General features: G+C 25.6%; 40 protein-coding genes and 2 pseudogenes. 30 read left to right on the top strand and 12 right to left on the bottom strand.

The features are described from left to right. Window positions 1–3: 3 nt before the first annotated feature. A complete protein-coding gene (locus tag JNUCC81_RS07455) occupies window positions 4–204 on the bottom strand; it encodes a helix-turn-helix transcriptional regulator (protein WP_208334835.1) in 201 nt (66 codons plus the stop codon). A 263-nt stretch (window positions 205–467) separates the two neighbouring features. Here JNUCC81_RS07455 and JNUCC81_RS07460 point away from each other — a divergent pair, with 263 nt between their 5' ends. Continuing rightward, window positions 468–719 carry a hypothetical protein gene (locus JNUCC81_RS07460; RefSeq protein WP_454096009.1) on the top strand — a complete coding sequence of 84 codons (252 nt, stop codon included), beginning with the start codon at window positions 468–470 and terminating at the stop codon, window positions 717–719. Between the two features lie 160 nt (window positions 720–879). Here the strand turns inward: JNUCC81_RS07460 and JNUCC81_RS07465 are convergent, their stop codons facing one another. Then, window positions 880–1,254, bottom strand: a complete 375-nt coding sequence (locus JNUCC81_RS07465; protein ID WP_454096010.1) for a helix-turn-helix domain-containing protein — start codon at window positions 1,252–1,254, stop codon at window positions 880–882. 234 nt (window positions 1,255–1,488) lie between these two features. Between JNUCC81_RS07465 and JNUCC81_RS07470 the strand changes: the two genes are divergently transcribed. Genes JNUCC81_RS07470 through JNUCC81_RS07490 form a run of 5 tightly spaced genes read left to right on the top strand, consistent with a single transcriptional unit; the run spans window position 1,489 to window position 4,270 of the window. After that, a complete protein-coding gene (locus tag JNUCC81_RS07470; RefSeq protein ID WP_454096011.1) occupies window positions 1,489–1,686 on the top strand; it encodes a helix-turn-helix transcriptional regulator in 198 nt (65 codons plus the stop codon). Between the two features lie 18 nt (window positions 1,687–1,704). Next, the gene (locus JNUCC81_RS07475; RefSeq protein WP_454096012.1) at window positions 1,705–2,520 is read left to right on the top strand and encodes a phage antirepressor KilAC domain-containing protein; all 816 of its coding nucleotides are present in this window, start codon (window positions 1,705–1,707) and stop codon (window positions 2,518–2,520) included. Continuing rightward, window positions 2,495–2,890 (top strand): hypothetical protein, encoded by a 396-nt coding sequence (locus JNUCC81_RS07480; RefSeq protein ID WP_454096013.1) that lies wholly within the window; start codon window positions 2,495–2,497, stop codon window positions 2,888–2,890. Before JNUCC81_RS07475 ends, JNUCC81_RS07480 begins: the two co-directional genes overlap by 26 nt. Before the next feature lie 8 nt (window positions 2,891–2,898). Next, complete coding sequence (locus JNUCC81_RS07485; RefSeq protein ID WP_454096014.1) at window positions 2,899–3,588, top strand: hypothetical protein; 690 nt, start codon at window positions 2,899–2,901, stop codon at window positions 3,586–3,588. After that, window positions 3,521–4,270: an ATP-binding protein gene (locus JNUCC81_RS07490; protein ID WP_454096382.1), complete on the top strand. Its 750-nt coding sequence runs from the start codon at window positions 3,521–3,523 to the stop codon at window positions 4,268–4,270. The genes JNUCC81_RS07485 and JNUCC81_RS07490 overlap by 68 nt, the downstream gene beginning before the upstream one ends. A gap of 152 nt (window positions 4,271–4,422) precedes the next feature. Here the strand turns inward: JNUCC81_RS07490 and JNUCC81_RS07495 are convergent, their stop codons facing one another. The 3 genes from JNUCC81_RS07495 to JNUCC81_RS07505 form a co-directional block, all read right to left on the bottom strand. After that, window positions 4,423–4,569, bottom strand: coding sequence for a YvrJ family protein (locus JNUCC81_RS07495; RefSeq protein WP_208332084.1), 147 nt, complete (start codon window positions 4,567–4,569; stop codon window positions 4,423–4,425). An 80-nt stretch (window positions 4,570–4,649) separates the two neighbouring features. Further along, window positions 4,650–4,880 carry a DUF2922 domain-containing protein gene (locus tag JNUCC81_RS07500; protein ID WP_454096015.1) on the bottom strand — a complete coding sequence of 77 codons (231 nt, stop codon included), beginning with the start codon at window positions 4,878–4,880 and terminating at the stop codon, window positions 4,650–4,652. A gap of 22 nt (window positions 4,881–4,902) precedes the next feature. Further along, on the bottom strand, window positions 4,903–5,121 hold the full coding sequence (locus JNUCC81_RS07505; protein ID WP_454096016.1) for a DUF1659 domain-containing protein: 219 nt from the start codon (window positions 5,119–5,121) through the stop codon (window positions 4,903–4,905). Window positions 5,122–5,327: 206 nt separating this feature from the next. Here JNUCC81_RS07505 and JNUCC81_RS07510 point away from each other — a divergent pair, with 206 nt between their 5' ends. Further along, a complete protein-coding gene (locus JNUCC81_RS07510; RefSeq protein ID WP_454096017.1) occupies window positions 5,328–5,618 on the top strand; it encodes a Mor transcription activator family protein in 291 nt (96 codons plus the stop codon). Between the two features lie 406 nt (window positions 5,619–6,024). On the opposite strand, the gene JNUCC81_RS07515 is transcribed toward JNUCC81_RS07510, so the two are convergent. The 3 genes and pseudogenes from JNUCC81_RS07515 to JNUCC81_RS07525 all read right to left on the bottom strand — a co-directional run. Then, entirely contained in the window at window positions 6,025–7,020 is a 996-nt protein-coding gene (locus JNUCC81_RS07515) for a serine hydrolase domain-containing protein (protein ID WP_454096018.1), read from the bottom strand. A 438-nt stretch (window positions 7,021–7,458) separates the two neighbouring features. Further along, entirely contained in the window at window positions 7,459–7,923 is a 465-nt protein-coding gene (locus JNUCC81_RS07520; protein ID WP_454096019.1) for a YdcF family protein, read from the bottom strand. Window positions 7,924–7,988: 65 nt separating this feature from the next. Then, window positions 7,989–8,159, bottom strand: a pseudogene (locus JNUCC81_RS07525) (IS1595 family transposase); the annotation flags it as partial. A gap of 20 nt (window positions 8,160–8,179) precedes the next feature. On the opposite strand from JNUCC81_RS07525, the gene JNUCC81_RS07530 reads away from it, so the two are divergent. Then, window positions 8,180–8,308, top strand: a complete 129-nt coding sequence (locus tag JNUCC81_RS07530; RefSeq protein WP_454096020.1) for a hypothetical protein — start codon at window positions 8,180–8,182, stop codon at window positions 8,306–8,308. A 77-nt stretch (window positions 8,309–8,385) separates the two neighbouring features. After that, entirely contained in the window at window positions 8,386–8,670 is a 285-nt protein-coding gene (locus JNUCC81_RS07535; RefSeq protein ID WP_454096021.1) for a hypothetical protein, read from the top strand. Window positions 8,671–8,805: 135 nt separating this feature from the next. On the opposite strand, the pseudogene JNUCC81_RS07540 reads toward JNUCC81_RS07535, so the two are convergent. Further along, window positions 8,806–9,086: pseudogene (locus JNUCC81_RS07540) on the bottom strand (IS1595 family transposase); the annotation flags it as partial. 95 nt (window positions 9,087–9,181) lie between these two features. On the opposite strand from JNUCC81_RS07540, the gene JNUCC81_RS07545 reads away from it, so the two are divergent. Beyond that, entirely contained in the window at window positions 9,182–9,514 is a 333-nt protein-coding gene (locus tag JNUCC81_RS07545; protein ID WP_454096022.1) for a hypothetical protein, read from the top strand. A 187-nt stretch (window positions 9,515–9,701) separates the two neighbouring features. Here the strand turns inward: JNUCC81_RS07545 and JNUCC81_RS07550 are convergent, their stop codons facing one another. Continuing rightward, the gene (locus JNUCC81_RS07550) at window positions 9,702–9,971 is read right to left on the bottom strand and encodes a hypothetical protein (protein ID WP_454096023.1); all 270 of its coding nucleotides are present in this window, start codon (window positions 9,969–9,971) and stop codon (window positions 9,702–9,704) included. Between the two features lie 332 nt (window positions 9,972–10,303). Between JNUCC81_RS07550 and JNUCC81_RS07555 the strand changes: the two genes are divergently transcribed. The 19 genes from JNUCC81_RS07555 (at window position 10,304) to JNUCC81_RS07645 (ending at window position 22,832) form a co-directional block, all read left to right on the top strand. Then, window positions 10,304–10,450 (top strand): hypothetical protein, encoded by a 147-nt coding sequence (locus JNUCC81_RS07555; RefSeq protein WP_454096024.1) that lies wholly within the window; start codon window positions 10,304–10,306, stop codon window positions 10,448–10,450. 139 nt (window positions 10,451–10,589) lie between these two features. Then, window positions 10,590–11,249 carry a class I SAM-dependent methyltransferase gene (locus JNUCC81_RS07560; RefSeq protein ID WP_454096025.1) on the top strand — a complete coding sequence of 220 codons (660 nt, stop codon included), beginning with the start codon at window positions 10,590–10,592 and terminating at the stop codon, window positions 11,247–11,249. Between the two features lie 239 nt (window positions 11,250–11,488). Next, a complete protein-coding gene (locus JNUCC81_RS07565; RefSeq protein WP_454096026.1) occupies window positions 11,489–11,854 on the top strand; it encodes a hypothetical protein in 366 nt (121 codons plus the stop codon). 173 nt (window positions 11,855–12,027) lie between these two features. Then, on the top strand, window positions 12,028–12,198 hold the full coding sequence (locus JNUCC81_RS07570) for a hypothetical protein (protein ID WP_454096027.1): 171 nt from the start codon (window positions 12,028–12,030) through the stop codon (window positions 12,196–12,198). A 231-nt stretch (window positions 12,199–12,429) separates the two neighbouring features. After that, window positions 12,430–12,765 (top strand): hypothetical protein, encoded by a 336-nt coding sequence (locus JNUCC81_RS07575; protein ID WP_454096028.1) that lies wholly within the window; start codon window positions 12,430–12,432, stop codon window positions 12,763–12,765. A 31-nt stretch (window positions 12,766–12,796) separates the two neighbouring features. Next, window positions 12,797–13,075: a hypothetical protein gene (locus tag JNUCC81_RS07580; RefSeq protein WP_454096029.1), complete on the top strand. Its 279-nt coding sequence runs from the start codon at window positions 12,797–12,799 to the stop codon at window positions 13,073–13,075. A 260-nt stretch (window positions 13,076–13,335) separates the two neighbouring features. Further along, entirely contained in the window at window positions 13,336–13,800 is a 465-nt protein-coding gene (locus JNUCC81_RS07585) for a GNAT family N-acetyltransferase (RefSeq protein WP_454096030.1), read from the top strand. A 149-nt stretch (window positions 13,801–13,949) separates the two neighbouring features. Further along, complete coding sequence (locus JNUCC81_RS07590) at window positions 13,950–14,096, top strand: hypothetical protein (protein ID WP_208332097.1); 147 nt, start codon at window positions 13,950–13,952, stop codon at window positions 14,094–14,096. A 34-nt stretch (window positions 14,097–14,130) separates the two neighbouring features. After that, the gene (locus tag JNUCC81_RS07595; protein WP_454096031.1) at window positions 14,131–14,265 is read left to right on the top strand and encodes a hypothetical protein; all 135 of its coding nucleotides are present in this window, start codon (window positions 14,131–14,133) and stop codon (window positions 14,263–14,265) included. Between the two features lie 440 nt (window positions 14,266–14,705). After that, complete coding sequence (locus tag JNUCC81_RS07600) at window positions 14,706–15,446, top strand: hypothetical protein (RefSeq protein WP_454096032.1); 741 nt, start codon at window positions 14,706–14,708, stop codon at window positions 15,444–15,446. Window positions 15,447–15,708: 262 nt separating this feature from the next. After that, on the top strand, window positions 15,709–16,389 hold the full coding sequence (locus JNUCC81_RS07605; protein ID WP_454096033.1) for a hypothetical protein: 681 nt from the start codon (window positions 15,709–15,711) through the stop codon (window positions 16,387–16,389). Between the two features lie 228 nt (window positions 16,390–16,617). Next, on the top strand, window positions 16,618–16,788 hold the full coding sequence (locus JNUCC81_RS07610; protein WP_454096034.1) for a hypothetical protein: 171 nt from the start codon (window positions 16,618–16,620) through the stop codon (window positions 16,786–16,788). 186 nt (window positions 16,789–16,974) lie between these two features. Further along, window positions 16,975–17,766: a hypothetical protein gene (locus JNUCC81_RS07615; RefSeq protein WP_454096035.1), complete on the top strand. Its 792-nt coding sequence runs from the start codon at window positions 16,975–16,977 to the stop codon at window positions 17,764–17,766. Between the two features lie 181 nt (window positions 17,767–17,947). Continuing rightward, window positions 17,948–18,445, top strand: coding sequence for an AAA family ATPase (locus JNUCC81_RS07620; protein ID WP_454096036.1), 498 nt, complete (start codon window positions 17,948–17,950; stop codon window positions 18,443–18,445). A 171-nt stretch (window positions 18,446–18,616) separates the two neighbouring features. After that, window positions 18,617–19,081: a GNAT family N-acetyltransferase gene (locus JNUCC81_RS07625; protein ID WP_454096037.1), complete on the top strand. Its 465-nt coding sequence runs from the start codon at window positions 18,617–18,619 to the stop codon at window positions 19,079–19,081. A gap of 377 nt (window positions 19,082–19,458) precedes the next feature. Then, complete coding sequence (locus JNUCC81_RS07630) at window positions 19,459–20,046, top strand: hypothetical protein (RefSeq protein ID WP_208333839.1); 588 nt, start codon at window positions 19,459–19,461, stop codon at window positions 20,044–20,046. A 272-nt stretch (window positions 20,047–20,318) separates the two neighbouring features. Next, on the top strand, window positions 20,319–20,774 hold the full coding sequence (locus JNUCC81_RS07635) for a MarR family winged helix-turn-helix transcriptional regulator (protein WP_454096038.1): 456 nt from the start codon (window positions 20,319–20,321) through the stop codon (window positions 20,772–20,774). A gap of 7 nt (window positions 20,775–20,781) precedes the next feature. After that, window positions 20,782–21,618: a DUF6544 family protein gene (locus JNUCC81_RS07640; RefSeq protein WP_454096039.1), complete on the top strand. Its 837-nt coding sequence runs from the start codon at window positions 20,782–20,784 to the stop codon at window positions 21,616–21,618. 497 nt (window positions 21,619–22,115) lie between these two features. Next, window positions 22,116–22,832: a hypothetical protein gene (locus tag JNUCC81_RS07645; RefSeq protein ID WP_454096040.1), complete on the top strand. Its 717-nt coding sequence runs from the start codon at window positions 22,116–22,118 to the stop codon at window positions 22,830–22,832. 151 nt (window positions 22,833–22,983) lie between these two features. On the opposite strand, the gene JNUCC81_RS07650 is transcribed toward JNUCC81_RS07645, so the two are convergent. Further along, a complete protein-coding gene (locus JNUCC81_RS07650; protein ID WP_454096041.1) occupies window positions 22,984–24,525 on the bottom strand; it encodes a Cys-Gln thioester bond-forming surface protein in 1,542 nt (513 codons plus the stop codon). Between the two features lie 120 nt (window positions 24,526–24,645). Then, window positions 24,646–25,308, bottom strand: coding sequence for a helix-turn-helix transcriptional regulator (locus tag JNUCC81_RS07655; protein WP_454096042.1), 663 nt, complete (start codon window positions 25,306–25,308; stop codon window positions 24,646–24,648). Window positions 25,309–25,671: 363 nt separating this feature from the next. Between JNUCC81_RS07655 and JNUCC81_RS07660 the strand changes: the two genes are divergently transcribed. Next, the gene (locus JNUCC81_RS07660; RefSeq protein WP_454096043.1) at window positions 25,672–26,124 is read left to right on the top strand and encodes a hypothetical protein; all 453 of its coding nucleotides are present in this window, start codon (window positions 25,672–25,674) and stop codon (window positions 26,122–26,124) included. The last annotated feature ends 154 nt before the right edge of the window (window positions 26,125–26,278 follow it).

Consider the following 26,278-nt stretch of genomic DNA (forward strand, 5'->3'; position numbering starts at 1 on the left):
ACACTAATCCTCCTTGTATTCAAAAACATCATTTATTGAAACATCAAAAACATCTGCAATTTTGAAAGCTAACTCTAAAGATGGTGTGTATTTATATTTCTCAATTGATATAACAGCTTGACGAGAAATACCTACCTTTTCAGCTAAGTCAGCTTGTGTCCAATCACGCTCAGCTCTCAAAACTTTAATTCGATTCTGTATCAAGGTATTACCTCCTTTACAAAATGTAATCTATTGTTTACATTTTAAATTGTAATCACTTATTTACATTTTGTCAATTACAAAATACTTTTTATATTAATATGATAGGCTAATTTGTATTTTTTCATGAAAAACACAAGTTAGCCTATTTATCTAAAATATACCAAAACTTATAAATTAACAAAATATCTACTAAAATATTTGTTTTAGTGGACATGATGTTAGGTCCTAAGTTTTGCTATAATTAAATTAGGGGTGGATTTGATATGAAAGAAAAGTCGATATTATATATTTGCATTTCAATAATTGTTGGGTTTAGTATATTATCTATAAGTTTATTCTTAATAAATACGTATGGAAGCAAAGATGATACAAATAGATACAAAATGATAAGTCCTAGTCAAACGAATATAATAATTTTTGACTCTAAAACAGGAGATTATTGGAGGAAATTCATTGAGCCAAATGAAGGACCAACAGACTGGACAAAAGAGTCACCTGATTTTTTAGATAAGTAAAGAGAGTGTGAAGTAAATTGCACAGTTATTTCTATTGTTCAAAAAACATATTTTTTCGTGAACATTTTTAATCTATACAATAAAATATCTAAAAGTATCTATAATATAATTAAAACTGTACATGAAATTAAAATTACCTTTTCATGTACAGTTTTAATCTCTATTTATTTTTAAGATTATCAAGTTGCTTTTTCTTAGCAATATTAAAAATAACTTCTAATGATTGTAAAAAACTATCAAATTCATTTTTATCCATAGGCTCACCGTCAAACATTAAGGCATCACTATATTTAAAACTTAATAGAACTTCATCGATTGATTTTTTTACATCAGTAATATCTTTAGTAGATAAAAAAGTCTTATTATCAGTTCTAGCAAACAAATAATCTATAGAAACATTAAAATAATCAGCAAGGGTATTTAATGTTTCTCCCTTAGGTTCTCTAGAGCCATTTTCATACCTAGAAAGTGTAACCTTAGTGGTACCTAAATCTTTTGCCATTTGCTCAAGTGTTAATCCTTTTTCCTTTCTCAAGGACTTTAGTCTATTTGAAAAGATTTCCATTATTTCACCTACCTTAATTAAAATTATAACATAATTATACCAAGATGTACCAAAATACAAACTAAAAGCATCGAAAGCGAGAATTTGTAATTTTTTCTAACAAAAAAATATAAAATTTGATTGACGTGTAACCGAAATGGTAATAAAATGAACTTGAGAAATAAGTTACCAAAGTGGTTACAAATAAAAATAGGGGAGAAAAAAATGTCTTATAAAAGAAAACTAAAGGGAATAAGGGTAAGCAAAGGTTTTACACAAAAAGATTTGGCAATTCTTATAAATATGTCAAGATCAACTTATGCAAAAAAGGAAAATCAAAAGAGTACATTTTCAATAGAAGAGGCAATTGAAATATCTAAGGCTCTTGGTGTAAGTTTAGAGGCTATATTTTTAAATAATTAAAAATAAGGGGAGATTTTAATGTATGATTTAAAAATTTTCGAAAATGAAGAGTATGGGCAAATAAGTGTAATAGTTGAGGATAGTAAAGTATACTTTGAATCAACTAAAATAGCTAAGATTTTAGGGTACGCTAATCCTCATAAAGCAATAAGAAATCACTGTGAAAAAGAGGGGCTAACGATTTGTTCAGTAGAGGTTGTTACTGGCAAAAAGTTAGATGGAAGTGATGCTAAGCAAAGGGTAAATAAAAAATTTATAGATGAAGGTAATTTATATAGATTGATTTTAAAGTCAAAACTATCGTCAGCTAAGAAGTTTGAAGCTTGGGTTATAGATGAAATACTACCAAGTATAAGAAAATATGGAGCATACGTAGAAGATGAATTATTAGATGAAATTTTAAATAATCCAAAATTTTTAATTAAATTAGTATTAAATCTAAAAGATGAAAAAGAAAAAGTAAAAGTCTTAAATAAAAGGATAAAGGAATATGAACCTTATATAAAAATAGGTAAATTAGTAGGAGATTGTGAAGACTGCATAAGTATAGGAGCTTTTGCAAAACTTTTAAACACATTTGAAATCAATGTAGGAAGAAATAGATTGTTTGCTTGGTTTAGAAATAATGGATATCTTATGAATCAAGGAATAGAAAATCATCCAAAACAAAAATACATAGAACAAGGTCTATTTAAAACACGTCAATTTATAATAAACACAAACCATGGAAGTGAAATTAAAATAACTACTTATATAACAGGGAAAGGTCAAAAACATTTTATAGACCTTATAAAGGGGGATTTTGAATATGAAAATACTTACAAATATAATTAATAAAACTAAAAATGTTAAAGAATGTAACCTACCATTTGGAAGTAAAGAATTTGGAAGCTTTTTAAAAGAAACTTATAAAGAAAGTATTGATGAAACAATTTTATTAAATGAAGATTTATACTCTAACTTACTGGAGTATGATGAAATAATAGATAGCTTAAGTAAACTTGAATGCAAGAAGAAGATAATAGAACATAAACTTCAAAATGAAATGAAAGAATATGAAAATGCCTTTTGTATGGATAGAAAAATAACTTGGAAAAAGGTAACTAAAAATAGTATAGACAGTAAAAAGCTTAAAGAAGATCATCCAGATATAGTTAGTAATTATATAAAGGTAAGTAGCAATAGAGTTTTTAAAATTAAATAGGAGGAGCTATGGCAATATTTAGAAAGGTACATACAGAATTTTGGAGAGATCCTAAGGTATTAGAAGAGCTGACTCCAGAGGGTAAACTATTGTTTTTATATACATTAACAAACCCAAATACTACACAAATAGGAATTTATAAAATAACAAAAAAGCAGATGGCATTTGAACTTGGATTTTCAACTGAAAGTATAAATGCTCTGATGGACATATTTGAAAATAAGTACAAACTAATAAAATACAACAAAGAAACTAGAGAGCTAGCAATAAAACATTGGGGGAAATACAATCTAGATAGAGGAGGCAAGCCTATAATAGACTGTATTAAAAAGGAACTAAAATATGTAAAAGATAAATCACTTATACATTATGTGAGTGAGAATATAGAAAGGCAAGAATTAAAAGTACTCTTTGATAATGTATATAACGATACGTCATACGAATCGTCACCAAATTGTGTACAAGAAAAAGAAAAAGAAAAAGAAGAAGAAAAAGATAAAGATGAAGAAAAAGAATTAAATAAATTAAAAACTTTTAAAGATAGTATAAAAAACGGGGATGAAAAAAACTATGAAAGATTTACAAACAAGTATTCAAAGTCTGAATATGCCAAATCACCTAAAGGTGAAGATGAGCCAATTTATAAAAAGCCAAGTTCACAGCAACTTGAAAAAGTCAGAAGAATGTTACAAAGATGATGATTATAAAAGATATAACTGTAATAAATGTAGAGATTTAACTTTTATAATAAAAGATAATACAGCAATACCATGTGAGTGTAGGGGATTAATAGAAGCTAAAAATATACTTAAAAATAGTGGAATAAGTGAAGAATTTAGAAAAAAGACATTTGAAAATTACAACTATTCTTTTGATACACAAAGTCTAGATGCATTTTATAAAGCTAAAACTTATGTTAAAAATTTTAATGAAATAAAAAGTAAAAGAAATAATTCAATACTATTTATGGGACAAGTTGGTTCAGGCAAAACTCATTTATCAATGGCTATTGCTAATAATCTAATGGATAGCGGTATTGGTGTTATATACATGCCATTTAGAGATATTATAACTCAGATAAAGCAAAATATAATGGATGAGGAGTATTATAGAAAAACTATAAGTAGATATAAATTTGCGAAAGTTCTTCTAATTGATGATCTTTTTAAGGGAAGTATTAGTAAAAGTGATATTAATATAATGTTTGAGATAATAAATTATAGATACTTTAATAACTTAGCAATGATTATAAGTAGTGAAAAAAGATTTGATGAACTTATAGATATTGATGAGGCACTTGGAAGTAGAATAATAGAAATGAGTAAGGGATACCTAGTAGAACTAAAGGGTAGGAAGTTAAATTATAGACTTTACGGGTAAAAAAGGACTTAGAAAAATTTATATCTAAGTCCAAAACTAAACATTAGAGAAATGATTCGCCCGTACATGGATCAAGTGAAGGAAATTTGAGCAACGGATGTATCTGAAGCGGTAGCGAAGATATATCGTTGGCGACATGAGCGAAGCGAATTTTATTTTAGTTTTATTATGTTTTTAGATAGTTCATTTATACTTTCACTTAGTATTTGTAGTTTGCCTTCAATTCGAATTAGTAAGTACATACTAACTGCTATTGGAAAGCCTACTGAGGTTATAAGTGCTTGAAGTTCTAAGTTCATAATATCATCCTTTAAGCCACCGCGTGGGAGCTATCCTTTCTATAATTTTAGGCTATGCTTTTAAAGCATAGCCTAATGTATTAGTTTAAAACTAGGTCATATTCAGTTGTATCTGTAACTACAATTTTTGCATCAAGAACTGATGCTAACTGTGCACCGTTTGGAGCAAATATTCCTTTAGAAAGTACTGCCTCCATTGCTGTTTTTATTTCCTCTTCAGTTACATCTTCTCTTGGATCGTCTATTGATAAAGATACTTTTTTATCATCGTTAGTTTTAAAGGTCATTATTAACCTTTTGTTAGTTTCCATTATTTAACCCTCCTTTTAATTTTTATGCATCAAGTGATGTGTTATCTTGCTTTATAATATCTAGTATGCTGTGTTCTTGAAGACTCATTAAAGCGTCTACAACAAAGTAGATATCTTCAGCTGATGCATTAGGTTTTACATTTGAAAAGCTTTTGATTTTAGTTTTTGTTTTTCCATTTACCATTCCTAGGTCTAGTTTCACTTTTAATGTAGATGGATTTTTTGTTTCTATAACAGCCATTTAAATTACCTCCTTTTAAATTTTTTAGCCATGTGTGAGCGATATGAAATGGTTCGCCCATACATCTAAAGCGCAGAGAATTTTTGTAAGAAGTTTTATCTTCTTATAGGTTAAGTATAGAAGCTTTGAGTTAATAAAGATAATAAACTAATTTGTAAAAATAGGATAATCTTAGATGATATAATTTAAGTAAATATTGGGGGGATATGATGAGGGTTGATGATTTGATTTATGATGATGTTCCAGATAGTTTAAAGGATATATCTATGGTTATAGGTATGGATAATTTTATTGAGCTGATTAAGGTGGTTGGTGGTACTTCTGTTTATTTTCCAAGTGAGAATAATATGTTAAAGGCTGTTAGAAATAGAAGGATAAGAAAAGAGTTTAGTGGAGATTATAAAAAGATTTCAAGAATGTATGGAATAAGTGAAGTACAGTCTAGAAAGATTTTAAGAAGAGGTTGTAACAGTAACAAAAGCGATGAAAAGTTATAAAATTTAAATACTTTTTTATAGATAACGAAAAATATAAGTATAAAAAATAGATTGAGGTTTACAATTTTAATCATAAAGTTAAAGGTCATATCAAAAATGGATTATGTCCTTTTTATATTTAAATTAAAGTTCTTAATTTATAATAATTTAATTTTGTAAAAGAGTAGAAACAGATGCTAACGGGTTTACTTTTGAGGTGAAAAAGTTGTTTTATCAATAGAAATATCATACACTTTCACAAGTAAATTCACACATGTTTTCACAATAAAAAAACGCAATATATATCCCTTGAATAGAGATTGTATATTGCATTTTTTTAGTTCGTATTATATTAATATTGTTTATCAAAACTGACCTATAAATTGGAATTTGGTTATATATTGAAAACCTTAAATTTGTTAATTATCTAATTTATGCTTTCTATTTCCATTAATAATTCATAGATATTAAATTTTCTATTTCCTAGTATAGTTACCTCAATTTCTTTATTAGGATATACTGTTGACTCAAAGCTAACACCAGGGTCTCCACCAGCTATAAAATATTTATAAATACCATCATCTCTTTTTACTATATAAATACCATAACCATAGTATACGTCGGAATTAATATATACTTGTGGGGTCAATAATTCATTAGTAATATCCTTATTTAATAATTTATAATTTAATAATCCATCCCATAGCTTACTTATATCAGTAGCTGTTACAAAAACTCCACCATCTCCTCCGCCAACTATTGGGATCGAAAATATATTAGTTTTTAAAGTACCATCACTATTTTCTTCGTATCCATAAGCACAGTTTTTAGGTAACATGTCCATACTAAAATAACCGCTTGAATTCATTTCTAAAACATTAAAGATGTGTTCTTTTACAAAGTCAACAAATCTTATTCCACTTACTTTTTCAACTATATAAGCTAAGATTACATATCCTCCATTATTATATTGGTATTTTTCACCTGGCTTACAAATACTTTTTTGTCTTATAATAAGAGGAAGAAAATCTTTTGGTTCTTTCAGCATATACATAGGAGTACTTATTTCAGTAAAATCTACATAAAAATAATCTGGCAATCCTGAAGTATGTGTTAATAAATGCCTTACTGTTACATTTTGATCAAAATTATCACAATCTATATATTCTTTTAATAATGAGTCAAACCTAAGTTTTCCTTGTTCAACTAACTTACATATAGAAATTGCAGTTAATAACTTAGCTCCTGAAGCAATTCCAAACCTTGTATTAATATTATTTATCCTATCATTTGAAATATCAGCAAAGCCATAAGCCTTTTCAAATAATACCTCTTCAGCTCTATTTATTCTTATGACACCTGAAAATTCTTTCATATTATTAATTTTATCTTCTATTAATTTTATATTTAAATTTTTATCCATATAATTTCCCCCTTTTTAATCTTCTATAATTTCCAATAAAAAAAATCATTTGCTGCCAAATGATTTTTAGATGTACACAAAATAAACGTACTTATTTTTATTTAACTAAGCACATCCATGATATATAATCTAACTTTGGCAACACGATAAAACGCACCCTCAGTACGCCCAAAAACTATGTCATTCCAAAATAGATTACTTAATCATTTCAGCACCTCTTCCGTATTTAATATAATTATTATACTATAAAGCCCATATTATGTCTAAAGATTATTACAAATTGGAATTTACCAGTTTATTAAATATCCGTATTCTATATCACCTTTACAAATTCCTATTTATCTATATATCAATCAATCGGTATACCCCTACTTTTTTGTTATTAAAATTGTTCGTAATATATTAATATTATTCATTTAATTTACTCAATTAAACTCATTAATCTAATATCAATTCTTTTATGTATTCACTAAAATACTTACCACATTTTTCAACTTCTCCAAGAACTCTCTTAATTCCATACTCATGTTTAAACCAATTATCCTTAGAAATACCTTGAGTATTTATAGTACAAACATAAAACTTTACATGTGGAAATACAACACTATATGTCATTAATACTCTTCTTGCATGAAAAGACTGGCAAACTATAATTGCCTTCTTTATTTCAATATCAGTATTATCTATTGTTTTTTTGGAAAATAATGCATTTTCATATGTATTAGTTGACTCATCTTCCTTGAGAATTGCTTCAAGATGTACTCCGTTTTTTACAAGAACTTCCTTACAAAACTCCCATTCAGTTTCATAAAAACTATTATACTTAGTATCTTCTACATTTTTTATAGCAAATTTATTAATTTTACTATTATATTTACCTGATGGAAGCACCCACTTTGCCACCCCTCGTTTATGCAACTTTCAAGCCAAATCTGGTAATTAATATATTTCTAATATTAGTTCTAGTTACATATTTTATTGTCAAAGAAGTCAACTATTTGATTTGTCATAATCCTACCATTACAAATCCCAACAATAAGGATAATTCTTTTTTTATCAATAGCTGTTTCTATACATGCCTGTTCTTTTGAAATTTCTCTTTTCTTCTTATTGTGTTTACTTTTACATCTTTTTCTAGGAATCACAAGTTAAAAGAGAAATGAATGATAATAATAAAGATGCAATTATTGCAAGTTTAAAAAGAAAAATCAAAAGAATTGAAGAAGAAAATAAAGAACTTAAAGAACAACTTAAAGTTAATTATACTGACTTATATAAACAGTTATAATATAATTATATTATAACTGTTTACTTCGCAATTGTTATATAATGCGAAATAAATAAAATTATAATGGGGGTAAAAATATGTGGATAGTATTCGGAGGGATTGCTGTAGTATCTACTTTTATAAATCTTTATATGTATAAATCTGGAAAGAATTATAAACTTGCTATGGCTATAGGGTTATCATTTACGGCATTGACACTTTGTTCAGAATACACTATGGTATCTGAATGGGTAAAATTGAATGATTGGACGGCTTTATTAGATGTAGTTCCTTATATGGAAACTGCATTATGGATTTTGACTATTATGTCTATTATACTTAACATAGTACCTATACTTTTAGAAACAAAAAATAATCGCTAATTTAATATATTACGAACCGAAAAATCCATTTAATTATATATAATTATATATCAAATGGATTTTTTCATCTTAACATACTATACATATATAATATATTATAATCAAGTTTTTTTAACATTTATTAAAATTTACTCTTGATAACTTGATAAAACATTCATTAACTTCAACTATGACTTCAACTTTATCATTTTTTAATGATAAATTAATTACATCTGGTATTGTATGACGCATATAAAAAGATGTTTTAACACATATACATACTTCTTCTGCACATTTTCTTATAGAAAGTCCTAATATCATTAATTCGCAAATTCGCAGTATTTAAGCCGCTTATCTAAACTTAGTTTTGTATTAGAGAATGGAGAAAAAATGAACTCATCAAAGCTTGCACGACAATGCTTACAGATATATCTTTCTATAATAAAAACAAGTACAAAATTGGTATATAATGTGAAATAAAGATATTTTTGATATTGTATAAATCTAATAAATAAAAGGGGGGGGAGAAATAATGTTTTTTATAATATTCGTACTATTGGGAATGTTCTTTATTGGGGAAGGAATTTACTGTATTAAATCTAAAAAAGAAGTCGCTTTTGGTTTTTGGACAAATGGAAAAAAACCTCAAATAGAAGAAAAAAATATAAAAGCCTACAACAAAGCCTTGGGCAAATTATGGTGTGTATTTGGTTTTTTCTTTATATTATTAGGAACACCATTTTTATTGGGAGCAGAACAAAATTCTCCGCTTTTTATAATTTCAACGATAGGTAGTATTTTAGGAGTTATTATATTAATTGCTGTCTATACAATAAAAATTGAAGGAAAATATAGAAAGAAATAAGAATATATACCTCCAATTTGTAAGACAGTTTTTATAAAAAATATTAATATAATGCGAACAGAACAGTAGGAGTATATAAATCAATCGGTATACCCCTACTTTTTTGTTATTAAAATTGTTCGTAATATATTAATATTGTTCATTGAGCCTAATCATTAAGCTGAAAGTACTAATACATCTTATATACTTAAAACAACTCTTTTTTCTTATATAGTTTATATCCAAATATCACTATTGTAGTTAGTATGATATACGTAAATATCTCTACATATATTGTATTATTAATTTCTATCCCATTAATATAAATCATATTGTTTCTATTAAATATTCCACATATACAAACTAATAAAAATAATATATATTTTTGTTGCTTTGATTTGTGATATTTAATAATAGAGAGTAATGAAAATCCTAACAGTATCACAAACATTACCGTATCCCCTATTGAAAATGGCATAAGGTTCACCTCCTTATAAACATATTTATTCATTACTTAAAAGTTTAGTAAGAGAATTATAAGATTTTATAGCTAACTCGCATTATATAATAATTGCGAATTTAATTATATTATACAGAATATTCAATTATTTTCCAATTGCAAAATAGTTTTATTAATTTAAAGCACAGTTTCTTATTTGATCTAAATATAAAAATAATAGTAAAGGATTAATCAACTTTAATATATCCTCTTATTAATCTCTTTTTATATCTATTTTAGTATACTGTTTGTTTAATATCGTTTATTTTAATATAATTATAAATAAATAGGAATTTGAAGGAGTAAAAGATATGAAAAATGAAAATATAAGTTATTTGGGATTAGGACTATGCCTTGGTGTTACTTTAGGTTTAGTATTTAAAAATTTAGCTATTGGTTTATCAATGGGGTTACTTATTGGAGTAGTATTAGATAGTAACAAAAATAAAAATAAATAAAATTTCTAAAGTAGAGTATATCTAATAAAAATACCATTAAAATTCGTATAAATGGATTTTGATGGTATTTTTATTAGATATTTTTAGGTAATAGTATGTTATATATAAGTATATAATTTTCATAAAAAGTGGGGGTATTATGGAAAAGGGCTACGATGAATTTATAAAAATAGAAAATGAAATTTATAAAAATGCTAAAGTAAATATTCCTGATAATCTAAGCACAGGAAATATTCAATTAGATAGGGGAATTGATTGGATAAGTGAAAGTTCTAATACTATACTTGACTTTGGTTGTGGTAGTGGAAGTATGATGTTTTATTGTGCTATGCGGGGAGTTAGTAAACTAATTGGCATTGACTTATCTAATGAAGGAATTAAATTAGCTAAAGAAAGAGCAAATTTAATGAAACACGGAACATATAAATTTATATTAGGAAGTATTTCAGAAATAAATCAGATAAAAAGTGAATCAATTGATGCAGTAATTCTTTCAAATATAATTGATAATCTAAGACCAAATGATTCTATAGCAGTTTTAGAACAAGTTAAGCGTATATTAAAAGAAGGTGGCAAAGTTTTGATAAAACTTAATCCATATATAGAGCCAGAGAAGTTTAGCGATCTTAAACTAAAAGTTATAGAAGATGATCTTATTGATGATGGTATGCTTTTATGGAATCAGACAACAGACAAATGGAGAATTTTATTGACAGTGTACTTTAAAGAAAAAGACTTTATCCATGTATATTTTGATGAGTATAATATGTTCAATAGAATGTTTTTTATGATTAAGTAAATTAAATTTAATGTTCAAAAACATATGTTTTGACGAACATGCTTAACTACTCTATAACATATCTAAATGTATCTTTATACTATACTATATTTTATATTTCACTCCGAAAAAATGTTATCTTAGTCCATTTTTAACCTATTTTGCATTTTATTTTGTATAATTACTAACTAATCTTAGAAATTAAATAATTTTAAAATTTTTATACGTTAAGGCTGGACATCGTCTAAGGAGGTTAATAAATGAAAAAAAATATAGTAAGCATTTTAATTTTACTTATATATGCAACTCCCTTTGTATTTATATCAATGTATTTAGATTATACACAAAGGTCAATGTTAGGATATTTGATTATGATTTTAGCCTATATATTCTTATCATGTATACATAAACTTAATAATAACAAATATATTATTTTTTTAGGAAACTTTATATCATTTTTATTATCATATTTGTTAGCTAATAGAGTAACAAGTGGTGGATGGGGAGGATATTTTAAACCATTTTGGCCTAGTGATTTTGTAATTTTTATAACTATATTAAGTATATTACTACAATTATTTTTTAAAAACTTAGTAAATAAAATAAATAGTAAACAAAATAAATAGATTTATAATAAATTTTTTAGTAAGCCTATTAAATTTTACTTTAGGGATTAAGTTATGTATTTTACTAGATATATTTAAATAAGTTCTTAAAGACTAGTATTAGTTTTATTTTGATTACTTATCAATGGTATGATTTAATGGTCCACTCGTATAACAGAAAGGAGTAAATAAGTATGAAAAATAAAAAGTTTTACTTTGCAATCTTAATAGTTAGTATATTATTAATGGCACTTGTAATAGTCAGTAAATCCTATACATATATAACTGGAAAAATAATACTAGGATTTTCAACTGCATTTATAGTTTCATCTCTTATGAATATATTTGATTTGAATAAGCTCTAATTGGTCTAAATATGTAACAAGTCTTAAAATTTCTGACACATATTTCGAATAAAGTTAATGCCCTTAGAAGTAAAATAAATAGATTTTAAGGGCATTTTTACTAGTTATCTTTAAAAGTGTTTTAGAGAATAGTACTTATTTACCTTAATTATTATTAAGGTTATAATTTAATTAGATTTAACAATTGTTATATATTATGAATTTAGCTATTAATAATAAGGGGGGAAAGTTTTGGAGTGGATGATTTTGATTTGTTTTATTTGCATCATGTTTTATTCTTCATATCCAGGAAAAATAAAAAAACTTGAAAATAAAGTGAAAAAACTTGAAAGAAATCAGAAAGGGGATTGTGAGATGTCAAATATAATAAATTCACTTATAGGGAAAAAGTGTAAAATAAAAACAGAGGACGGATTACTTTTTGGTGGAAACGGAGAAGTAAATTTTTTAATATTAGAGGCTGATGATGAATGGATAAAACTTTCTTATATAGATAAAAAGCATGGTACAAAAATAAGAGTTATAAGAATTGATTCCATATCTAATATTGAGTTAATTTCAGAGTAATAATATAACTATATATAAGGAGAATATAATTATGGACATAATCAAATTTATAAATTCAAATGTAGATCCTTTTATTATGCAACTTTTAATAGTTCCATTTATATCAATTGGACTAGGTGTTTTTGTATCTAGAAAAACAAGAGTAGTTTTCTTAGCACCATTAATTACTTTTGTATTAAGTTTTATATACACTAAGTTCTTTTTAGGTTTACCATGGGAGAAGATACTTAGATTTGAATGGGAATTTATATTCTCTACTTTATCATTAATAATTGCTTTAATATTTGAATTCAAATCAAAGAAATACTAAAAGTTACAATTTATAAGATTAATTATAGATGTAACTAACGATACTTAAAATTTAATATTAGGGACTAAGTTATGTATTTAAAACAAATAAAATGCCCTTATAATTCAAATAAATGAATTTTAAGGGCATTTTTAAAACAAGTTTTTAGGGAGTAGTTAATTTTAATTACGTAATATATAATCGAATTGACAATTATATTATTTAACTATTATGTAAATAGAGATTTGTGGAGAAGATTAATTAAATAATAGGGGGTAAAAATGAATATTATATCTATTAAAAAGCAACCAGAGTATGCTTCGATCGCAATAAAATATTTTCAAGAAAAGTGGGCAAATGAAGACACTCTAAAAGTGTATGAAGATTGTATCAATAACTGTATAACAGCACAGGGATCACTTCCACAGTGGTATCTTCTTTACAGCAATGATGAAATTATTGGGGGTGCAGGTTTGATTACTAATGATTTTATCAGTAGAATGGATTTGTATCCTTGGATGTGTGCATTATATATTGAAGAAAAATATCGTGGAAATTCTTACGGTAAGCTGTTACTTAATGAGGCAAAGAAGGATGCAATAGATGCTGGCTTTAATAAACTATATTTATGTACTGATCACATAGGATATTATGAACGTTACGATTTTGATCACATAGGTATGGGGTATCACCCATGGGGAGATGAATCTCGTATCTATGCAACAACACTTAACAAAACAAAATAAGTATAACTATTAACTAAATAAATTTTTAGGCAATAGTATTTCTTAAATGTGGATAAATAGTTCTACTTTAGTATACATATGATAAATCCTATTTTATAATATAATTTTGTTATATATTGCTAGTATTTTAAAGGGGGAAATTTATAAATATGTTTAATTTTATTATAGATATTGTAGATGCTATAATAGATATATGGGAAACTTGGAGAGAAAAAGATGAAAAGATATTAAGTAAGTTAATTTGCACTATTATGACTTTAGGATTTCTTATTATAAGTGCAAAAATTTGGTTATAAACTAACAATAATAATACATATTCTGTTATATTATATGCCTATATCACAGCTTAGAAATAAGAATTGGGACTTTAACTTTGCGAAAACTGGTAACTATACTGGTTTTATAGTACTAATAACAATTTCTTTAGTAATGGTTATCGTAGAAAAAAATAAAGCTAACACTTAGTAAGATTACTTAGTGTTTTTCTATATTCAAAATAAGTATTTATATTAAAATAACAAGTCTTAAAATTTCACTTTAGAGACTAGTTTATGTATTTTACATAAAGTTAAAGCCCTTAAAATTCAAGTAAATGAATTTTAAGGGCTTTTTTACTAGATATCTTTAAATGTGTTTTTAGAGTATAATATATTAATTTTTATATTTAACTCCCAAATAAACTCATTTTAATCCATTTTTAATTATTTTTTTGAAAGTTTTTGTATAATTAACTCATGTCTAAATAAAGCAGTTTAATTTTTATAATTCCCTTTTATTACTTAACTATAAATATAGACAGATTTATATCATGTTTATGGGAGTTTGCAGGACGAAGGCAACAAATATTGAGATTTTAAGTATTTTGAAAATACAACAGTATATAATTTAAAATTGGTAGGTATATTATGATATTAAAAAAATTAAAAATCAAAAGAAGCTTAATAGTTTCATTATCAGCATTACTAATATGTTGTACTTTTACCAGTACATCATTTGTGGAAAAGAATTTAGATAGTAAAAATCAAAATAATTTAGATAGTGAAAATCAAAAAAATTTTTATAACGACAGTCTAAACGTACAAAATTTAGAAGATTTAAGTGTTGATCAATTAATAAAGATTAGGGATAAAGCTATTGATGAAAACTTGGAACCTCTTAGAGAATTTGGGGAAGATGATATTCAAAGACGTAAAGATGCAATTTTAGATCCTGATCTTGGACTGGTTGGACTGGTTGGATTTGTTGATAAAAGATATCCTAATTTAACCCAAAAAGAAAAATTAATAAAACAAATTGAAATTGTTGATCACCAAAACTACAGAAGTGACGTAATAGATCCATCAGGTAGTTTCATTGAAGGTGCAAATGAAATGTACCAAATTAGCCAATTTTTAAAAGAAAAAGGCAAAAATCCTAAGTACTATGAATCACATGATAGTTTAAAATTTCTAATTGATAATTTACAAGAACTATGTGACTTTGTTGATTACGATGAAAAAAATGTAGTGGAACGTATTGATCCTTCAATAAAACTATATATTTCAGAAAAAGAAAAAGCATCATTGAATAAGGAATTAGAAAAAGTATACTTAAAAGATAATTTAAGTGATAAAGTTAAAAGTGCATTAAAAGCATTACCAAAATAGTAAAAATCATTATGATGGTGAAGTTTATTCAATTTCATTGAAAACAAATTTTGCTAGTTATAGATAAAATGCCTTAGCTTATGCAAGAAAGCATGGATATAGAGACTGTGCCAATTTTGTTTCACAATGCTTGCGTACAGATGATGTAACGTTTTGGGAAAGTGGCACGTATAATATGTAATTGATTTTAATGCGTATTTTATAAATCATAAATAAGGTGGTGATATTTATTAATAAAAATAAAGTTCTCTTTATTACTTTATTGTCAATATTATTTTTATTAATTATAATATTTTTTAATAAAAATAATATGAACCAAAAAGATTTAAAATCTACAAATATAAACCAAAAAGATTTAAAATTTACAAATGTGAACCAAAAAGATTTAAAATCTATGAATATGAACCAATTAATAGATATTAGGAGTAAGTCAATTGATAAAAATATAGAACCTCTTAGAGAATTTGGGGAAGAACATATTCAAATACGTAAAGATGCAATTTTAGACCCTGAGGTTGGACTGGTTGGATTTGTTGATAAAAAATATTGCAATTTAACCCAAAAAGAAAAATTAATAAAACAAATTGAAATTGTTGACTACGAAAACAGCATAAATGATGTGATAGATCCATCAGGTAGTTTCCTTGAGGGTATAAATACAATATATCAAATCAGCCAATATTTACAAGAAAAAGGCAAAGATATTAAGTACTATGAATCATATGATAGTTTAAAATTTCTAATTGATAATTTACAAGAACTATGTGACTTTGTTGGTTCTGATATTTTAAAAGACGCCCTAGAGTCTGTTCAAAGCTCAATTGGATTGCAAAGTCAAGAACAACAGCAATCTTTGAGAGAGGATTTCAAAAAGGCTTGTCAAGATAATAATTTAAGTAAAAAAGCAAAAAAAGCAATAAAGTATATTGATTTAAACAAGTAACTAGTCATTAAATTTCACTTTAGGGACTAGAGTTATGCATTTTAAATAAAGTTAAAGCCCTTATAATCTATTTATTTGGATTTTAAGGGCATTATGTTTTTAGAGAACAATATTTTTTAATAATAACCACGAAAACATATGTTTTAGTGTTACTTTATAAAATAAACAATATACTATAATTTTATTGAGGTATGGTATTTATTTAAATAGAGATGGGAGAGATTTCAAGTGATGAAAAATAAATTTGCTATTATAGCTATATTAACTTTAATTGCTATAGGAATATTTTTTATAATTATGGATGTTTTAAAATTTGATAAAATAAGTGGTTATATTATATCAGGGTTAATATACGGCTTTATCTTGAATATTTTATATAAAAAGATTAAATTCAACTAAATAAATCTTGGAATAATCATAAGAAGGGCTATTATTATACAAAATAAACTTATTCTTTTTCTTATGCTGCTCATTCAGATGAAGGAAAAAGAACTAACTTGTTAGCAAAATTATAAGTATCTAATTCTCACGGAACAAAAAATAATGAAATAAAATATTACAAAGTTTTTGGTAAAGGATGATTTTATGAAAAAAGCAATTATTGTAGTTATGAGTATGGTAATATCATTAATATCTGTTGGATGTAATTCTTCTGATAATAATGATAAATATGTCCATACTTGGGATTATGAAACTAAAGAATATAAAAATATGAATAGTAGTGACTTAGTTAAACTAAGAGATAAATTAATTGATGAGGAATTAAAAGGATTAAAAAAAAGTGATTATGATCAACAAAAAAAAGCAATTTTAGGAAATGACCATTATCAATTAGTCGGATTTGCAAATTGCCTTTATAGTGATATGTCCCAAAAAGATAAATTAATAAAACAAATAAAATTGATTAAGTATTCAGATTCTTTTAATTATGGTATTGATCCAGCTGGAGAATTTATGAATCAGACTAATATAAATTATCAGTTAAATGAATTTTTTACAATTAACAAATTATGGAGTAAAGAAAATAAAGAAAAACAATATTTTAATCCAGATGTTTTAGCTGATAATTTTGAGAAGATATATGAATATACAGATTTAAATAAATATATGGTTTTTAATTTGATTTATTTCAGTTATGCAGGTGAAGAAATACCCATAGAAAAACAAGCTACTCTATTAAATAAATTAAAAAACATTAAGAATAAAAAGTTTGACGATAGATTAGTTAATAAAGAAATTGAAAAAAATTTATTTTTAAACAATATTACATTCATTAAAACAGAATTTGAATCAAGATTAAAGGAAGAGAATTTGAGTGAAATCGAAAAAGAAAATATAAAATCATCTTTAGAATTAATTAATCAAGAATTTAATTAAATATTAACCACAACAAAGGAGTATTAATAGCAATACTCCTTTAAATATGTTTTTAGGAAATAGTATTTATTAAAAATGATATCAATCACAACTATCTTAGCGAAGACTTGATAAAAATAGTTGTGATACAATTAAATTAATATTTATTGTAAATATTAATTTAATAAGAAGAGGTATTCTGATGAAAGAAATTTTATTTTTATATGGGCCAAATGGAATAGGAAAAACTACTATTTGTAAGGAAATTATTAAACAATTACCAAATTCAGCTTATGTTGATTCTGATTCATGTAGGATGATGAATCCATTTATTTTAAATGATGACACAATACCTACAATATCAAAGAATATTAGCGATTTACTAATTAATTATTTAAAATGTTCTACTATTAATACTGTAGTTTTTTCGTATGGATTTCATGGTCGAAGGAAAGAAGTATTTCAAAATGTTTTAATGGAAATTTCTAAATTGGAATATAACTTTATTCCGTTTTTACTTTGGTGTAGCGAAGAGGAAAATATTAATAGAATGAATATTGATAATAGAAGTTATGACCGTATTCAAAGAGCTTTAAATGAATCAAGAAAAGCTTTTGATGATGTGATTTATCCTAAAATAGATATAACTAATTTATCTGCTTATGAGGCTGCAAAAACTATAATTACTAAAGCAAAATAAGTTATATTGAGGTACATGAATTTATGGTGGAAAATGCATATCAATAAAAATTATTTTAAATAATAGCTACGAAAACATCTGTTATTGTGAACACACTCAAATTAAAAGTTCTGATATAATTTAGTTAGAAAATGTTTCAAGATGAATGATAAAAATGCTAGGGGGGGAATTATGTTTAAGATTATAGAAATACATGATATTGAGGTTAAGTCTAACGTTACTGATTGTATATTAAGAAAACTTCCTGAGTGGTTTGATATTGAAGAGGCTATAGTTGAATATGTAGAAGGTGTAAAAGATACTAAATTCTATGTAGCTTATGACTTAGAGAAACCTATTGGATTTATAAGTATAAAGCATAATAATGAGTATACATCAGAAATATATGTTATAGGAGTATTAAAAGAATATCAAGGTAAGCATATAGGAAAATCATTAGTTGAGGTTGCTAATAATACATTATCCAACATGGGTACTAAGTTTCTTCAGGTTAAAACACTAGGACCATCAAATTCAAATAAGTACTATGCAGATACAAGGAAATTCTATCAAAGTGTCGGTTTTTATCCATTGGAAGAAATAAAAGAACTTTGGGATGAAATAAATATATGTTTAATAATGATAAAAAATATTTAATTAAAAAGTAGTCATAAATTTTAATAAACTGTTAAATAAAACATATGATTTTATGTGCAGTTTTTTTATATTAAAACAATAAGTCTTAAAATTTTACTTTAGGGACTAGTTATGTATTTAAAACAAATATAAATCCTTTAAAATTCAAATAAATTGATTTTAAGGGATTTTTTACTAGATATCTTTAAATGTGTTTTTAGAGAATAGCATTTTCAGAAATGACCCTGAAAACATCTGTTTTAACTGATTTAAACGACTATTGTTAAAATCTAATTTTTATTATAATTAAGCTAAAAACTACTGTATAATGAGAAATAAAGATTATTTTAATATTTGAAGAAATTAAAAAATAAATAAGTTAGGATTAAGGAGATATTATGTCATATTTATTAAAAATTGAACAATATGAAAAATGCTATGATATAGGAGTTTTTGAAAGTGAAGAATCAATATACAAATTTATTGAAAGCATTCCTTTTGTAAAAAAAGAAGTTCTTTCAAATGATTATACAAATTATTTTTTTAACTTTGAAGATCTACCTGATTACTATGAAATAAATTATAATAATTATTTATATGTTATTTCAAAATTCTCATTTGTACCAGGCGAAGATGAGATATATTTTAGTTGGAGTGAAATTCATCTTTGGGATAAAAAAATAGGTCCAAAAGAAACTTTTATAGAAGGGGAAACAATAGTAGATGCCTATAGTTTTTCAAACAATGAAGTCAAAAATTATATAACAAAACGAGAAGAATTATATAAAGAAACAAAAAGATATTATAAAAGTAAAGGATTGAAAGTTAGAAGAAATGCCCTTGGATCTCAAGATGGAGAATATGTTGAACTTTTAAATGATTCTATACTTTATTTACTTGATCCTTGTGCAATAGAAATTTGGGATAAATCTAAAGATATAGAGGAATTTCTAGGTAAATATAAAAAATTTTTAGATGAAATTTAATTTTAGCTAGGACATTAACAATTGATAATCTTTTTAAAATTCAAAAATACCGTTTTATGTAAAATAGATAAGTAGTTTTAGGTATTTGAGATAAAGTTAAAGCCCTTAGAATCCAAATAAATTGATTCTAAGGGCATTTTTACTAGATATCTTTAAATGTGTTTTTAAAGAAGAGTTAAATAATAGGTAGCTAGTTATATTATTTATTGACAAATGAGCAACTAGTTACCTATTATTTATATATAGTATTAATTATATAAGGAGTGATTAACTTGAAAAATATTCAACATAGAGAGTATGTATTTGGTTCAATATTTGCACTTGCAAATCGACTACAAGTACTAGGGGATAAAATGGATGAAAAAATTACTGTTAAGCAGTGGTTTTTTATAGCAACGGTATCTATGATAAATTCAAATCCATCTATAAGTGAAATTTCAAAGCTTATAGGAACATCAAGACAAAATGTAAAAAAAATGGCATTACTATTGGAAAATCAAGGATTTTTAATAATTCAAGAGGATAAAAGCGATAAAAGAATATCTCGTATTAGTTTAACTCAAAAATGTTTTGAGTACTTTCAAGATAGGCAATCAATGGAGGAAGAATTTATGGAATCTTTGTTTTATGGATTTTCTCAAAAAAATATTGAGGATTTATCAAATGGAATTGCTTTACTTATAAATAATTTAGAAAAAATGGAGATTAAAAATGAGGATAAGGAGTAAAAGATCTATGAGAATATTTATTTGGGGAGTATTAGTCTTAATAGGGATTATTGTACTATACTTTAATATACCTATTTCAAAAGAAAGAACAGAGTTTAAAAAAATGGTAAAAGAAATAACTAAAGAAGAAAATAGCTTTGTGGGTGAATTTACTCAAAGAGATATAGAGAATTTACCAGAACCCGTACAAAAATACTTTAAGTATTGTGGATTTATTGGAAAACCTAAGATGTCATATATGAATGCTGTTTTTACAGATGTACCATTCTTACAAGGAAAAGATGGTAAGAAGTTATCAATTGATTATAATCAATATAATCTAGTTGAAAAACCATACCGTATAGCACATATAGATAGTTCACTATTTGGAGTACCATTTGAGGGGATAGAATATATATATAAAGACAATACTGCTAGAATGAAGGGTGTAGTAGCGAAGACATTTAGCATATTCGATGTTACTGGTAAAGAAATGAATCAGAGTGCATTGGTAACTTATCTTGCAGAATGCTTGATTGTACCAAATGCAGCATTACAAGACTTCATACAATGGGAATCAATCGATGATTTACATTCGAAGGCAACTATATCATATGGTGGGATAACAGCAAGTGGAATTTTTACATTTAATGAAAAAGGTGAAATGACTTCTTTTGAAACTGACGATAGGTGGGCTGACAAAGGTTATGGTAGTTATGAAAAAAGAAAGTGGTCTGCATTATGCAGTGAGTATAAAAATAATAATGGTATAATTCAACCAACTCATTTTAAAGCGGTATGGCACTATGACGATGGTGACTTGGTGTACTTTAATAGTGACAATATAAAAATTCAATTTAAATAATACCTACTGGTTTCTAAATTTACGTTTAGGGAGTGGTTATAAATAAAAAAGAATGAATACGCTGGAATCATTGCATTCTTATAAGTTCACTCTTTTTTATTTATACGTTTCTTCTGAAACTTTATTTATTAAATTTAGATAACTTTTTAATTTATTAAGCATACTTTAAATTAAGTTTATTTAATTTATTAAAATTATTTTTTAACTTCAGTTTTTATATAAATAAAAATCTCTATATTATACTTAAAACTATATAAACAAAACTTGTAGATATGCAAAATACATTACTAGTAGTACTCGTTAATTCTGTATTATCTGTTTATTATTCAACTTATTAAATATATAACTTTTCTTATTTTTTTAGTTGTCACAAATACTAAATCTATGACGTTATATAATATATGATATTAATGCATCTAAATTAAATGATTGGAAGGGACATGAATTTATGGTAGCAAATGCATATCAATAAAGATTATTATTAATGGAGATAAAATATGAAATTAAAAAAATATATAACAGTTACGGCTCTAATAGGGTTAGTTAGTATTGGTGGAGTTGCTATGGCTAATACAGAAAAAAGCACATACTCTTTAGCAGAAATGAAAATCAAAATAATGTCATCGTATAATAATTTAGTTGAAGAAGATGGGGTAGAAGTTGTTAAGGTTTCGTACTCTAAGGGTGGACACACTGAAACTTATATGGATCGTGTAAATGGAAAAGAGCAAGTTGATACATATGATACAGATGGAAGTTTCTTATCTAGAATTTTAACTACAGATTTTGGTAAAACATTCATTTCAATAGGCGGAGATATGCAAGAAGATGGAACACTCAAATATTCAGCTCACAAGACAACTACTAAGCATGAAATAGCTGAGATGAATAAAGATTTATTTAATGTTTCTACAATAGATACATATTTAAATGTAGAAACTGACGCACTTAGTAATAGTAAATGGAAACAAACTAAATCATCAGAAAAAGGAATTGAGAAGTTTACTAGTGAGTACGGAAATGTATATATCAATATTGAAACAGGAAAAATGACTAAAAGAGAAATGGTTAATACAAAAGGAGAAGTAGTACAAACTATAGAAGTTGATGTAATAAATCCAAAAAGTAGAGAAGCCTTACAACTTTTTAGTGTAAACTCTCCATATGCTACTGAAGAAATTACAAATAAAGTAAAGGATAATTTTTCAAACTAAACACTTTATAATTAAAGTTTCATAATAAACTAAGAAAAAAGAATGAATGCAAAGGAATTTAGTAATTTCAATACATTCACTCTTTTATATATCAAATTTTAAAAATATATTCTATTTAGTTTATAAATAAAGTTTTTTCGTATAAATATAATTATTTAAATTTATAATTATTTAAAGCAAGTCCTATTAATGATGAAAATCCTAACATAATAAATCCTAAAGTACTTGTATCTCCTGTCTTAGGATTTATTGTGTTTTGTGTGGATTCAATTGACTCTTCATTATCTTCAAGTAATGGTGGCTTAGTTTCTTCTAAGTTTGGTACGTTAGGAGTAGAATCATCTGTTCCTGGAGTTTCTGGCTTATCTGATTCTTGGCTATCACCAGGCAATGAAGGAGTATTTACTTCTATATCTGGTAAGTCAGGAGTAGAACCATCTGTTTCTGGAGTTTCTGGCTTATCTGATTCTTGGCTATCACCAGGCAATGAAGGAGTATTTACTTCTATATCTGGTAAGTCAGGAGTAGAATCACCTGTTTCTGGAGTTTCTGGCTTAATTGATTCTTGGCTATCTTCAGGCAATGAAGGAGTATTTTCTTCTGTACTTGGTAAGTCAGGAGTGGAATCACCTGTTTCTGGTTTACCTGATTCTCCACTATCTCCAGGTAAATCTGGAGTAGTACCTTCTTCTCCAGATAAGTCAGGTGTAGTGCCACCTATTTCTGGAGTTTCTGGTTTACCTGATTCTTCACTATCTCCAGGTAAAGTTGGCTTCTCAAAATTTCCATTTAATTTTATTTCTAGAGGAATCTCTTTTATTTTATCTGTTAAGTCACCTCTAACTAAATTTTGAAAAGGCTTGTTAGGATTAAATGGCATTCCCCCAGAATGATACTTATAAAAATAAAGTTTTACTATTTGATATTCATATTTTATTTTTAAATTTAAATCTTCAGATGGCTTATTTTTAGATACAATATAAAATTCTTGTCCAACTTTAATATCATTATCTAATATCTTATTAGTATTAGAATCTACTATTTTCATATCTTCAGGTAAGTTATCAAACTTTAAAATACCATTTTCACCGATTGTTGACAATTTAGATGTGCTCCAATAATCTTGTTTTTTTTCAAATTCAAAATTACCTATTAAATCAAGGTTACCTTGTTTAAATTTATCTATCTTAGAATGTCTCAATAGCTCATTATAATATAAGTCATCACTAGAATCTGATTTAATGTATTCATCTTTTCCATCATTTATATCCCATATTAATTTTTGAGTAATATATCTTGCTTTAAATTCTGTTAGTTTGTATTTGGCACATAATCCATATGTATCTAATGGGTATCCTGCAACTAATACTGCTGCTATTTTTTCTTTCTTCTCTTTACCATATTGATCTGTAGATTCATCGTTTGAATCTAAATAGCTTTCGATTCTTGTATAGTATGTTTTTTCTGTTTCATCACCTTCTTTTATCCCTGGAATATTATAGTCACGATTATAACAGTAAGCAATGTTTTCTTCACCATTTTTCCCATCAAGAACTCTAATATTATTTGACGATGCAAGACTGTATGCTTGATACAGCTTTTCCTCACTAGCGAAAACAACATTTAAATTTAATGCTACTAATAGCAAGATAATAATGCTTAATCGCTTACTTTCTTTTATTTTTACTTTCAATAGGCAACCTCCTTATAAAATTTTTAAACTAATTTTATTTATTAATTTAGTATATATAAATAAAATAAGGTATAAATATGACATATAACGTCTTATTTATACCTTTTTTATCAAAAAATATTAAATTTTCATTATTTTTCTAATATTAATATCTTTATTAATCTTATAATGTATGAAATTCCTATCATAATTTTCTTCTAAGATTTCTATATTATCAATTTCATTTATATTTATAAGTACATATTCATCTTCACAATAAGCGTACAGATATAAACTATCAGATTTTAATATGTAGCTGATAGGTTTTATTTTATAGGATCTTTTACCTATATAAACTTTAATTATACTTTTAGTTTCTAAAGCGTAATTTATTGATTCATTAGATTTTTCAAACATGTTCATTTTTTTCTCAACCAAGTCAATAACAAAATATTCAGCTACTTCATCATGGAATTCTTTTAATTTAATTGGATTTATTAAAAAAAGTTTTTTCAAAATGGATATTGATTCTATATTTTCACCTATATTTTCACCTATATATAATGATGTAATCATAGACTTATATTCTTGTTCAGTTAAGATAACCTTTGATATCATATAATTCTTATCTAAAAATATTCCACCATCACTTCCACGTTTACTTATGATAGGTATACCTAATATAGAAAGTTTATCTAATTCCCTATGTATTGTTCTTTTTGATATATTAAATTCTTCAGATAATTCTTTTACTGTTGTTTTATGTTTTTTCATTAAATATAATAAAATTTCTAATGCCCTCATTAGTACCTCCACCGTATTACTTTTATAGATAATAAATTAAGTATACTTAATTTTTTCTAAATAGTGTTATTTAAATTATAGATACTAATAAAATTTCAAAAAATCTACTGCTATAAAATGTCATTTAATAATTGTAACTAAAAAAGTTAATAATAATATTTATGTATCCGTACATTCTAACTATAATTTTTATTTTTCAGCATTAACAAAATAATCTTTACCGTCTATAAATCATACGTTTTTTCGTGATTTGTCAATATAATTAAGTTAAACAATTTCGTGATAAATAGTAAAAAATCGGTTATGTTATAATGTAGATATCAACTATTAAACGAATATAATCTAAATGAGGGGTAAATTGAAATGGGCAATAGAGTGAATGTTAAAAAGATGTATATTTTTATAAGTTTTGTAATTTTAATTATGGTTGTAATGGGTGTAAGATTTAAGATAGCACAACCTTCTACACCTATATTTAGATATAATGGTTCTATTTTTAGTGTTTCAAATGATGTTTATAAAGTGTCTTCAGAAAGAGATATAAGGGTATTAGATCTTATTGGAAAGACTATAGATAAAAAATCTTTGAAATATTTTTATAAATTTAATCCTAAAAAAGAATTCGAATCATATATGGTTGCAAGTTTCAGTGAAATTTATGGTATTAACGATAAACCATTGAGGGGTAAATTATCTGATACTTTACTTGTTAAGTTTGATTATGATGTAACTTATAAAGGAAAAGTTTACGAAAAGGGGAAATATTATATTGCTAATAGAACGGCTAAGTATAGCGATTATACTGTTTCACAATGATAAATCTAAAAAATAGTCCCAATATATCTTGGGACTATTTTTATTTATATTTAACTACATTTTCGGCTATTCCACTGTCTTGATATTACTTTTACTGAACCAGGGGTGATTGTTAGTGAACCACCTCCAGGGATTGAGAATGATGGCGAAACTG

It is taken from the genome of Faecalimicrobium sp. JNUCC 81, assembly GCF_053667625.1.